General features: G+C 67.8%; 11 protein-coding genes. 3 read left to right on the top strand and 8 right to left on the bottom strand.

What is annotated here, in order from left to right:
- Positions 1-28: 28 nt before the first annotated feature.
- On the bottom strand, positions 29-901 hold the full coding sequence (locus AC1D0A_RS05925; protein WP_476945369.1) for a sulfurtransferase: 873 nt from the start codon (positions 899-901) through the stop codon (positions 29-31).
- Between the two features lie 48 nt (positions 902-949).
- Between AC1D0A_RS05925 and cds1 the strand changes: the two genes are divergently transcribed.
- Complete coding sequence (gene cds1, locus AC1D0A_RS05930; protein WP_476945370.1) at positions 950-2,050, top strand: L-cysteine desulfhydrase Cds1; 1,101 nt, start codon at positions 950-952, stop codon at positions 2,048-2,050.
- 59 nt (positions 2,051-2,109) lie between these two features.
- On the opposite strand, the gene AC1D0A_RS05935 is transcribed toward cds1, so the two are convergent.
- Positions 2,110-2,766 carry an MBL fold metallo-hydrolase gene (locus AC1D0A_RS05935; protein WP_476945371.1) on the bottom strand — a complete coding sequence of 219 codons (657 nt, stop codon included), beginning with the start codon at positions 2,764-2,766 and terminating at the stop codon, positions 2,110-2,112.
- A 132-nt stretch (positions 2,767-2,898) separates the two neighbouring features.
- Here AC1D0A_RS05935 and AC1D0A_RS05940 point away from each other — a divergent pair, with 132 nt between their 5' ends.
- Entirely contained in the window at positions 2,899-3,360 is a 462-nt protein-coding gene (locus AC1D0A_RS05940) for a Fur family transcriptional regulator (RefSeq protein WP_223916071.1), read from the top strand.
- A 123-nt stretch (positions 3,361-3,483) separates the two neighbouring features.
- Here AC1D0A_RS05940 and AC1D0A_RS05945 read toward each other — a convergent pair whose 3' ends face one another.
- From AC1D0A_RS05945 to AC1D0A_RS05970, 6 genes are all read right to left on the bottom strand, one after another.
- Entirely contained in the window at positions 3,484-4,371 is an 888-nt protein-coding gene (locus AC1D0A_RS05945; protein ID WP_243181234.1) for a metal ABC transporter permease, read from the bottom strand.
- On the bottom strand, positions 4,372-5,187 hold the full coding sequence (locus tag AC1D0A_RS05950) for a metal ABC transporter ATP-binding protein (protein WP_243181233.1): 816 nt from the start codon (positions 5,185-5,187) through the stop codon (positions 4,372-4,374).
- A gap of 49 nt (positions 5,188-5,236) precedes the next feature.
- Complete coding sequence (locus AC1D0A_RS05955) at positions 5,237-6,211, bottom strand: metal ABC transporter solute-binding protein, Zn/Mn family (RefSeq protein WP_243181232.1); 975 nt, start codon at positions 6,209-6,211, stop codon at positions 5,237-5,239.
- Between the two features lie 177 nt (positions 6,212-6,388).
- On the bottom strand, positions 6,389-7,453 hold the full coding sequence (locus AC1D0A_RS05960) for a hemolysin family protein (RefSeq protein WP_028277499.1): 1,065 nt from the start codon (positions 7,451-7,453) through the stop codon (positions 6,389-6,391).
- On the bottom strand, positions 7,450-8,787 hold the full coding sequence (locus AC1D0A_RS05965; RefSeq protein WP_028277498.1) for a hemolysin family protein: 1,338 nt from the start codon (positions 8,785-8,787) through the stop codon (positions 7,450-7,452). The genes AC1D0A_RS05960 and AC1D0A_RS05965 overlap by 4 nt, the downstream gene beginning before the upstream one ends.
- Before the next feature lie 318 nt (positions 8,788-9,105).
- On the bottom strand, positions 9,106-10,584 hold the full coding sequence (locus tag AC1D0A_RS05970; RefSeq protein ID WP_476945372.1) for a GuaB1 family IMP dehydrogenase-related protein: 1,479 nt from the start codon (positions 10,582-10,584) through the stop codon (positions 9,106-9,108).
- Positions 10,585-10,949: 365 nt separating this feature from the next.
- Here AC1D0A_RS05970 and AC1D0A_RS05975 point away from each other — a divergent pair.
- A partial coding sequence (locus AC1D0A_RS05975; protein ID WP_476945373.1) for a 2-oxoglutarate dehydrogenase E1 subunit family protein occupies positions 10,950-11,250 on the top strand: 301 nt, incomplete at its 3' end.

Here is an 11,250-nt window from a genome sequence, read left to right on the forward strand (position 1 = left end):
GCGGGCCGTCCGGTGCTCGTGCTGGCCCTCAGTGTGAAGCCGCGTCCTCGGCGTACGGTTCCGGCCCGGTGACAACATCGTTCTCGGGACCGTGGCACCACTCCGAAAAGGACCCCGGATAGAGGGCAGCGGAAAAGCCGGCAATCTCGAGGGCGGCGATTTCATGGGCCGCCGTCACTCCGGATCCGCAGTACACGGCAGTGGGGACACCGTCCCGGTAACCGAGCCGTTCGAAGCGCTCCCGCAGCTCCGCCGGGGCCAGGAAGCGCCCGTCAGCGCGCAGGTTCCCGGTAGTGGGGGCACTGACGGCCCCCGGAATATGGCCGGCGCGGGGATCCACGGGCTCGATTTCACCGCGGTACCGCTCCCCCGCCCGGGCGTCCAACAGCAGCCCCTGCCGGCCCCAAGTGGCGGCTTGTCCGGCGTCGATCGCGGGCATGGCGCCGTCGGACAGGGTGACGTTTCCGGGTGCGTTCTGTTCGGGTCCGGCAACCAGCTCGAACCCGGCAGCCCGCCACGCGGCCAGGCCGCCGTCGAGCAGGTACACAGAACTAAAGCCGGCGTTGCGCAGCATCCACCACAGCCGGGCCGCAGCCATGTTGCCGCTGTCGTCGTACGCTACGACCGCATCGCCGTCGTTGATGCCCCAGCGGCGCGCAGACTCCTGGAACTGCTCCGACGGCGGCAACGGATGCCTGCCGCGTGCCGGTTCCGCCGGTCCGGCAAGTTCAGTGGCGAGATCCACGAAGACGGCCCCGGGGATGTGTCCGCGCAGGTAGTGATCGTGACCGTGGGGATCTCCCAGCGCCCAGCGAACGTCGAGGAGTACTGTGCGCTGGCCGGCTGCGCCGGCGTCGTCCATCCGGTCCTTGAGGGCGGCAGCATCGAGAATTGTGTCCATTTCCCCACTCTATCTTTGGCGTCCCACCGCCCCCGGTAGGCTGTAGCGGTGAACACCGCGCATCTGCAGGACCGGGCATGGGCCGACGAAGCCGTCCGCCGGATCAACGCCGAAAACAACCGCTCAGCCGACACCCACCTGTATTCGGTGCCGCTCCCGGAGCACTGGGGCGTGCAGCTGTACCTGAAGGACGAATCCACCCACCGCACCGGCAGCCTCAAGCACCGGCTGGCCCGGTCCCTGTTCCTCTTCGGCCTTGTCAACGGCTGGATCCGGGAAGGCACCACTATCGTGGAGGCATCCAGCGGCAGCACCGCCGTCTCCGAAGCCTATTTTGCGCAGCTGCTGGGACTGCCCTTTATCGCCGTGATGACCCGGACCACCAGCCGCGAGAAAATCGCCCTGATCGAACAGTTCGGCGGCTCCTGCCATCTGGTGGACCACGCCTCCGAGGTCTACGAGGCCGCCGCGGATCTGGCCAGCAGCACAGGCGGACACTACATGGACCAATTCACGTACGCCGAACGGGCCACGGACTGGCGCGGGAACAACAACATCGCCGAATCGATCTTCGGCCAGCTGGCGCTGGAGGAGCACCCGGTTCCCCGCTGGGTTGTGGTGGGGGCCGGCACTGGCGGGACCAGCGCCACGATTGGCCGGTACCTGCGCTACCACCGCTACGAGACGGCCCTCGCCGTCGTCGACCCGGAAAATTCCGCGTTCTATCCGGGCTGGCGGAACAGCCGGCCCGACGGCGGGACAGCCGCCGTACCCGCGGCGGGATTGCCCTCCCGCATCGAGGGCATCGGCCGGCCGCGGATGGAGCCGAGTTTTGTGCCCGCCGTGATCGACCACATGATCCAGGTTCCCGACGCCGCGTCGGTGGCGGCCATGCGGCATCTGAGGGACCACGCCGGTCTGCACGCGGGTCCGTCCACCGGGACCAACCTCTGGGGCGCGTGGCAGCTTATCGCCGGGATGATCGCGGAGGGCCGCCGGGGCAGTGTTGTGACCCTGATGTGCGACGCCGGGGACCGCTATGCCGGGAATTACTACAACCCGGAGTGGCTGGAGGCCCACGGCCTGGATCCCGAACCCCATGAGGCCGTGCTGCGCGAGTTCTTCCGGACCGGCGCCTGGCCGGCCTAAACCGGCCCGCCAGCCCGCCCGCCAGTACGCCCGCCAGCCCGCCAAGGCGCCCGCGGAGGCTAAACCTCCGCTGTATCGCCGCTGGAGAGGTGCCGGTACTCGGTGCCGTACTTGGCGCCGATCCGGGTCACGTGCCCCTCCACCAGGCCGCGGCCCAGCTCGTTCAGCAGCGCGTCGTGGATCGGGAAGGCCTGTGGTGCACGGACACCGATGACAAAATCCACCACTTCGCCCACCTTGTTCCACGGGGCGTGGATGGGTACAAGCAGCGTCTTGACGTCGACGCCGTCGGGGATCGCGAAGGAGTCCCCCGGGTGGTAGACGTTGCCGTCGACGAGGTAGCCGACGTTGGCCACCACGGGGATCTGCGGATGGATGAGGGCGTGCTGGCCGCCAAAGGTCCTGATGGCGAAGCCCGACGTTTCAAATTCCTCGCCCGCGGCCGCCGCATGGATGCGGCTTCCGGCGTCGGGCGCCTTGCCGCGGAGCGTCGCGGCCACGGCCTCCGGGGCGAAAAGCTCAAGGGTGGTGTTCGACTGCAACGCCGCGGCGACGGCGTCGACGTCCACATGGTCCGCGTGCTCGTGGGTAATGAGCACAGCATGTGCTCCGGCCAGGGCCTGGTCCGTCTCCGAAAAGGTGCCCGGGTCAAACACCAGCACCCGGCCGTCCTGTTCGAGGCGGACACAGGCGTGAGTAAATTTGGTCAGCTTCATCCGGCCAGCCTAGGCACCAGCCGTCACAGTGTCCACGGAGCGGTGCTGGCAATCTTGGGCGCTGGTAATCTTGGACATTGCCACCCTTAGCGAGTCCCACCCGCAAATTCTTATGACGAAGCGAGTTCCACGATGTCCCAAGGCGCTACCACCGGCAGCAGCCGGACTCCGGCCTCGGCACCCGTGCAGGGCAAGGAACAGCGCGTCACCAAGCAACGCCTCGCCGTCAGTGCCGCCTTGGACGACCTGGCGGACTTCGTCAGCACCCAGGAACTGCACCGCATCCTCCAGGAGCGCGGCACCGCGGTGTCCCTCGCGACCTCCTACCGGATCCTGCAGTCCCTCGCCGACGACGGGCTGGTGGATGTCCTACGCAACGCCGACGGCGAGGCGGTGTACCGGCGGTGCGCCGTCACCGGGCACCACCATCACCTGCTGTGCCGGAACTGCGGCAAGGCCGTGGAAGTGGAAGCACCGGCGGTCGAGGCCTGGGCCGCGCGGATCGCGAATGAGCACGGCTTCACCGCAGTGGAGCACACCGTGGAAATCTTCGGACTGTGCCCCGAATGCACAGCCAGTCAGCCCGGCCAGTAGCCGGAGCTGCTGAAATTCCCCACCTTTGACCTCGTGACCCCGGAAATCACCGGCGGGGCGCAGGGACCCGCCGGCTGCCGGCGGCTAACCTGGGGAAATTCCGCCGCAAAGGCGTGAGAGCGTTTAAGCCACAGCTCCCGCGCTCCGCACCACCCGCCCGTTGAGCCCCCGCCTGGCCCGGGCACTGCCGATCATCCGGCAGGCCACGTAGATCAGGAACGACAGCGTGGTCACATAGGGGCTGATCGGCAGCCGGCCGCCGAGGGCCAGCAGGATGCCTCCGACGGTCGCCGTCATCGCGAAAACGATGCTCAGCGTGACCACCAGCCGGGGCGAGGACGTGACGCGCATCGCCGCCGCCGCGGGCGTGATCAGGAGGGCCAGCACCAGCAGGGCGCCGACAATCTGGATGGACAGCGCCACGCTGATGCCCAGCAGCACCATGAACCCAAGGGCCAGGGCCCGCACCGGGACGCCGCGGGCGGTGGCGACGTCGGGGTCGACACTGGCAAAGGTCAACGGCCGCCAGATGGCGGCCAACGCCAGCATCACCACGACGGCGGCGACCGCCAGGACCTGCAGCTGGACGGTCCCGACCGACACGATCTGCCCGGTGAGCAGGCCGAACTTGTTGGCCGCCCGGCCCTCGTACAGGGATAGGAAGAGGATGCCCAGGCCAAGCCCGAAGGGCATGATGACGCCGATGATCGAGTTCTTGTCCCGTGCGCGGACCCCCATCACGCCGAGCACCAGGGCTGCCAGCACGGATCCCGCTAGCGAGCCGAGGATGATGTCGGCGCCGATCAGCAGTGCGAACGCCGCGCCGGCAAAGGAGAGTTCCGAGATTCCGTGGACGGCGAAGGCGAGGTCGCGTTTCATCACGAAGGTGCCCATGATTCCGCCGAGCAGCCCGAGGACGGCGCCGGCCCAGATGGAGTTCTGCACCAGGACCAGCAGCTCGCCGTAGTTTTCGAAGTTGAAGATTGAGTGCAGCAGGTCGCCCAGATCCATTTAGCCCACCTCGCCCGCGACTGAGTGCGCGTCCAGATGGTGGTGCGTCGCGGCATCCGGCAGCCCGACGACGATCAGCCGGCCGTTGGCCTGGATGACTTCAACACGGCTGTCATACAAATCGGAGAGCACCTCGGTGGTCATGACCTCCGCGGGTGTGCCCACCCGGAACTTTCCGCCGGCCAGGTACAGGACCCGGTCCACGTAGTCCATGATCGGGTTGATCTCGTGGGTCACGAACACCACGGCGCTGTCCGCGTCGCGGCATTGCCTGTTGATCAGCGCGCTGACGCCCTGCTGGTGCTGAAGGTCAAGGGAGAGCAGCGGCTCGTCGCATAGCAGCACCTTGGGATCGGTCGCGAGGGCTTGCGCCACGCGGAGGCGCTGCTGCTCACCGCCGGAAAGCTGCCCCACCGGCACCTTGGCGTAATCGGTGGCGCCCACAAGCTCCAGGAGTTCATCGACTTTACGGTTCACCTTGGCGCTGCCGAGGCGGATGCCCCAGCGGTGGCCGTCTACGCCGAGGGCCACGAGGTCGCGGGCGCGCAGGGGCGTATCGGGGTCGAATGATTTCTGCTGGGGCACGTAGCCGATCCGGCGGCTTCCCCGCTCAACGGGGTGGCCGTCGAGCACGGCCGTTCCCGTGCTCAGTTCCTGCAGTCCCAGCAGGACCTTCAGGAAGGTGGTCTTGCCGCTGCCGTTGGGCCCGAGCACGGCAAAGAATTCACCCGGGTTGATGTCCAGGTCCAGGCCCTCCCAGAGAGTCCGTTGGCCGAACGCCAGGGAGGCGCCGCGCAGGCTCACTACCGGTGTCAAAAGGGGTTTCCTCGATTTTCCGCGGAGATGGCTGCTCCCGCTGTTGCGATCATCCTAGGGCCTTGCCGATGCTCTCCACGTTTCCGGTCATCCACTGCAGATAGGACTGGCCGTCCGGGAGGGTCTCGCTGAAGTTCACGACCGGGACGCCGGCGTTCTCGGCGGCCTTTTTCACCGCCGCCGTCTGCGGTCCCTCGGTCTGAGTATTGTAGGCCAGCAGCCTTACGCCCCGGGATGCCACGAGATCGACGGTGGTCTTGAGCACTGCGGGTGGGACGTCGGCGTCCTCCTCGATCGCCGCCGTGTACTCGGCCGGGGTCTCGTTCTCCAGTCCGGCGTCCTCGAGCAGGTAAAGCGGTACGGGCTCGGTGACGGCCACGGGCGCGTGGCCCGCCGAGGACTTGATGGCGGCGAGCTTCGCTTCCAGGCCTCCGAGCGAGTCCTTGAAGGCCGCCGCGTTGCTCCGGAACGTCTGCGCCGAGGCCGGTTCCAGCGAGCCCAGCTTCTCGGCGACGGCGTCCGCGAGGCGGGACATGGCAGGCAGGCTGTACCAGACGTGTTCGTTCAGCCCCGTGGACCCGTGGGTGTGGCCGGCGGAGTCGGGGCTCGCCGCTGCCGGGCTTTCGCTGGCAGCGCTTTCGGAGACAAGGCCTGAAACGTCCACGGCGCTGATGACGCTGCCGCGGTCCAGTCCGGTGTCGGTCGCCAGCGTGTCCATGAAGGCGTCGTATCCCCCGCCGTTCTCCACCACCAGCTCGGCCTTGGAGACGGCCAGCTTGTCCTGCGTGGTCGCCTCGTACGAGTGCGGGTCCTGGCTGGTGCGGTTGATGATCGAGCTGACCCGGACCTTGTCGCCGCCGATGCTGGAGACGATGTCGCCGTACACGCTGGTGGATGCGACGACGTTGACCATGCCGTCCCCCGCGGTCCCCCGCAGGCTGCCGGACGTCGGACTGCACGCGGTGAGCAGGAGGCCCAGGCCGGCAAGACCAGCCAGCAGGACTCGGGCAGCGGGACGACGCACGGAAAACCTCGGATCTGTTATTGAGAATCAGGAGCAATAGCAACAGCCCGAGTGTATCCCTAAATAGGAATCATTCCTATTTAGGGATACACGGCGTGCCCCGCCAATGCCCGGCCGCAGCTGCCCCATCCGCTGTTGGGCTGCCACTTACTGGGCTGCCCGTTATTGGGCTGTCCCTTACTGGTCCTGGCCCAGCCTGCGGTAGCCGGTGGCCTGCGTCGCGTCCCGGATTTCGCCGACGAGCTGCTCGATCACGTCTTCGAGGAACAACACGCCCTGGGTCAGCCCGTCGGGTCCGATCACGCGGGCCAGGTGCGAACCCGTGCGCTGCATGACGGACATGGCCTGCTCGATTTCGTCGTCCATGGCGAGGTTCGCCAGCGACCGGATGCGGCTTTCCGCAATGGGCTGGTGGTACCCGGCGTCCGGGATGGACAGCACGTCCTTGATGTGGAGGTAGCCGGCCAGCATGCCGTCGTCGTCGAGCATCGGGAAGCGCGAGAACCCGGTCCGGCTCACTGCCTTTTCGAATTCGACCGGAGTGGTGGCCGCCTTGAGCATGACGAGCTTGCCCAGCGGAACCATCACACGGGACGCGGTGTGTTCGGAGAACTCGAGCGCTCCGGTGATGAGTCCGGCGTCGTCGTCCACGAGTCCGTGGCGGGTGGATTCCTGCACGATCGACTGCACTTCTTCAAGGGTGAAGGTGGAGGTCACCTCGTCCTTCGGCTCAATCCGCATCAGCTTCAGGATGTGGTTCGCGGACCAGTTAAGCGCCGCAATGACGGGCTTGACGAGCCGCCCGATGAACATCAGCGGCGGCGCCAGCAGCAGCGCCGCCTTGTCCGCGACGGACACGGAGATGTTCTTGGGCACCATTTCGCCGAACGTGACGTGCAGGAACGTCACCAACAGCAGGGCGACGGCGAAGGCCACAATGTTCGCGACCTCCTCGGGGACGCCCACCGCTTCCAGCGGCACGGCCAGGAGGTGGTGGATCGCGGGCTCGGCCACCTGCAGGATCAGCAGCGAGCAGACGGTGATGCCGAGCTGGGCGCAGGCGAGCATGAGGGAAACGTTTTCCATCGCCCGCAGTGTGGTCTGGGCGCGCTTGGAACCTGCCTCGGCCAGCGGCTCGATCTGGCTGCGGCGGGCCGACATGACGGCGAATTCGGCGGCCACGAAGAAGGCGTTGCCCACCAGGAGGAACGCAAGCCAGAGGATTCCTGCCCAGTCGCTCATGCGGCACCTGCCTGGCTGGCGGGCTGGCCGTCGCCGGACACGCGGATGGGCCGGAAACAGATCCGGTCGATCCGGCGGCCGTCCATGCGTGTCACGCTGAGTGTCCCGCCGACGACGTCGACCGTGTCGCCGACTGCCGCGATGCGGCCGAGCTGGCTCATGACGTAGCCTCCCACCGTTTCGTAGGCAGCCTCGTCGGGCACGGTCAGGCCCGGGATCTGTTCGGAGAGTTCATCGGGCCGGAGCAGGCCCGGGAAGTACCAGTCCCCGGAGGCGCTTTGGAGCAGGCCGGGCCGGACCTTGTCATGCTCATCGGCCACTTCCCCGACGATTTCCTCCACGAGGTCCTCCAGCGTGGTGATGCCAGCGGTTCCACCGTATTCATCCAGGACTACGGCCAGTTGCAGGTTGCCCTCGCGCAGTTCGGCGAGGAGGGCGTCCAGGTGGATGGTTTCGGGGACCCGGAGCACGTCGGTCATGATGGCCCCCGCCTGCAGCTTGGCGCGGCGGTCCGCGGGCACGGCAATGGCCTTCTTGATGTGGACCACGCCGCGGATGTCATCGGAGGACTCGCCGATCACGGGGAACCGGGAATATCCGGTGCGCTTGGCGGCCTCGACGATATCCGAGACGGGCTGGTCGGCGTCGATGGTCTCCACGCGGATGCGGGGGGTCATGACGTCCGCGGCGGTCCGCCCGGAGAACTTCAGGGTTCGGGCGATGAAGTTGGCCGTTCCGGCGTCGAGGGTGCCCATGGCCGCGGAGCGGCGCACCAGCGAGGCCAGCTCGGCCGGGGTGCGGGCGCCGGAGATTTCCTCCTTGGCCTCCAGGCCGAAGACGTTGAGGACCTTGTTGGAGAAGCCGTTGAGCACCACGATGGCGGGCTTGAAGATAGCGGTGAACACCAGCTGGGGCCGGGCGACGGCCTTGCCGATCGGGAAGGACAGCGCGATGGCCATGTTCTTGGGCACCAGTTCGCCGATCACCATGGAGAGCAGGGTGGCCACCGCCATTGCCAGGACCAGGGACAGCGAGGCAGCCGCCGCCGGCGGGACACCGAGCGCGGTGAGGGGGCCTTCGAGCAGCTTGCCCACGGACGGTTCCATGACATAGCCGGTCAGCAGCGTGGTCATGGTGATGCCCAGCTGGCAGCTGGAAAGCTGGGTGGAGAGTGACTTGAGACATCTGAGCAACGGCTCGGCGGCGGTGTCGCCGGTGTCAACGGCGCGCTGCACAGTGGCCTGGTCCAGGGCGACCAGGGAAAATTCCACGGCGACAAAGAAGCCGGTGCCGAGGATGAGCAGGAGGCCTGCTGCGAGGAGTAGCCATTCCATGTCAGCGGCCTGCTTCCGCAGCAGCGCATGGCACGTGACGCGTCAGGGGACGCAAATGCGGGAAGGCCCGGTCTGGCGGAGGATGGTCGGCGGCGGCCGACCCTGTTTCCTGGAAAGCTCCGGAATGGCGTGCGGCCGGAGAATGATGGGCACGTGAACGGGGTTTGCCGGCTCTGCGGGTGGACTGGGCGGGCACGGTTTCCGTACTCCGCTGACAGCCCCCAGGCCGGCACCTAGATTTACTGTCCATAAGAAGTTCAGTCTACAGGAGCAACCGCCGCCAGCCCCCGACCGCCCGCGTCCCCGGCCGCGCCGGATTCACCAGCTCTGCGGGACGGGCCGGCCCTCCTCGTACCCGGCCGCGGACTGGATGCCTGCCACGGCGCGTTCCCGGAAAGCGGCGAGATCGGCAGCGCCGGCGTAGCTCATGGAACTGCGCAAGCCCGCGGTGATCATGTCCAGCAGGTCCTCGACGCCGGGCCGGGCCGCGTCGACGTACATGCGGGAGGTGGAGATGCCTTCCTCGAAGAGGGCCTTGCGGTCCTTTTCGAAGGCGCCCTCGCGTTGGTTGCGGTTCTGCACCGCCCGGGCGGACGCCATGCCGAAGCTCTCCTTGTACTGCCGGCCCGAGGCGTCGAGCTGCAGGTCCCCGGGGCTCTCGTGCGTACCGGCGAACCAGGAGCCGATCATGACCTGGCTGGCCCCGGCGGCCAGGGCCAGCGCGACGTCGCGCGGGTAGCGGACCCCGCCGTCGGCCCACACCCGGCCGCCCGCTTCCCGGGCCGCGGCGGAACATTCCAGGACGGCGCTGAACTGCGGGCGGCCCACGGCCGTCATCATGCGCGTGGTGCACATGGCGCCCGGACCCACGCCGACCTTGACGATGTCCGCCCCGGCCTCGATGAGCTCACGCGTTGCCTCGCCGGTGACGACGTTGCCGGCGACTACCGGCACGCCGGGGTTGAGACCCTTCACGGCGGCGAGGGCGTCGAACATTTTCTGCTGGTGCCCGTGCGCGGTGTCGAGGACCAGCACGTTGACGCCGGCCGCCAGCAATTCGGCGGCCCGCCCGGCCACGTCCCCGTTGATTCCGACGGCGGCGGCGACCTTCAGCCTGCCCTCGTCGTCCAGGGACGGCCGGTAGAGCGTGGCGCGCAGGGCGCCCTTACGGGTGAGCACGCCGGCCAGGACCCCGTCCTGCTGCACCGGTGCGTAGTCGGTTCCGGCGGCGTCCATCGCCTCAAAGGCGCCGCGGAGGGCCTGCGCAGCATCGGCCGCCGACCCGCCCCCAAACAATCCGCCGGCGAGCGGTCCGGCGTCGAGCACCAGCGGCTGGTGGCGGATGACGGAGGCCAGGGACGCGAAACGGTCCTGGCCCTCGCAGTCGGTGGCCCGGACAACACCGGTGACCGCGCCGGAGTCGTCCACCACCACAACGGCCCCGTGCGGCCGCTTGCCCATCAGGTGGAGGGCATCAATGACGGTGTCCGTGGGCGCGAGCGTGACGGGGGTTTCCAGGACCGGGTGGCGTCCCTTGATCCAGGCCGTGACGTCACGGATGACGTCGAGCGGGACGTCCTGCGGCAGGACGCCAAGGCCGCCGCGGCGGGCCATGGTCTCGGCCATCCGCTTCCCCGTGACCGCCGTCATGTTCGCCGCCACCAGCGGGATCGCGGAGCCGGTCCTGTCGTCGGCCGCGAGGTCGACGTCCAGGCGGGAGGTGACATCGGACCGGGACGGGACCAGGAAGAGGTCCGAGTAGGTCAGATCGGTGGTGGGCTCATTCAGGAAACGCACTGCTGCTCCTTTGCTGGCACCCGCAGCTGGCACCGTCGGCGACAAACGGGTTCTCACTGCATTCTAGGTGGGTTTCCGGCGGGGCCGGCACCGCCTCCGGCGCCGGGGCCAGCACCGCGTCCGGCCTCGCGCAGGGCACCGCATGAGGGCCGCATCCGGGGCCGATTCTGCAACTCTTCTTCACCGCAATTCGGCGGCTGCCGGGGCGGATCATGATTTGGGTCACGCTTATTGGCGGTTTGGCAAGAATCCTCACTAGACTGGCATGGGTCTGGGTTCACTGGACGCAGAGACTGGCTCAATCGTTGTGCCGAGGCACCGTGGAAGCCAGAGGGAATCAAACTCACGGAAGAGGCGTATTTCAAGTGCCAGAGCAGCCTAGCCACCGTCTACCAGAGGAATTTGGCGGAAACGAGTGGCTCGTTGACGAACTGTATGAGCGTTACCAGCAGGACAAGAACACGGTCGACTCCAAGTGGTGGCCCCTGTTCGAATCCTTTGAAGCTAGTGACGCCTCTCCCGCCAACGGAACGTCCGGCACCGCGACAGCTGTGCATCCTGCCACCCGTGAACTTCCCGTTGTAGCGCCCGCCGCCGCTCCGGCTGCACCTGCGCCCGCCGCCCCCGCCGCCACGGCTGCGCCCGCAGCCCCCGCCGCCCCGGCTG

It is taken from the genome of Arthrobacter sp. P1_D4 (genome assembly GCF_056406115.1).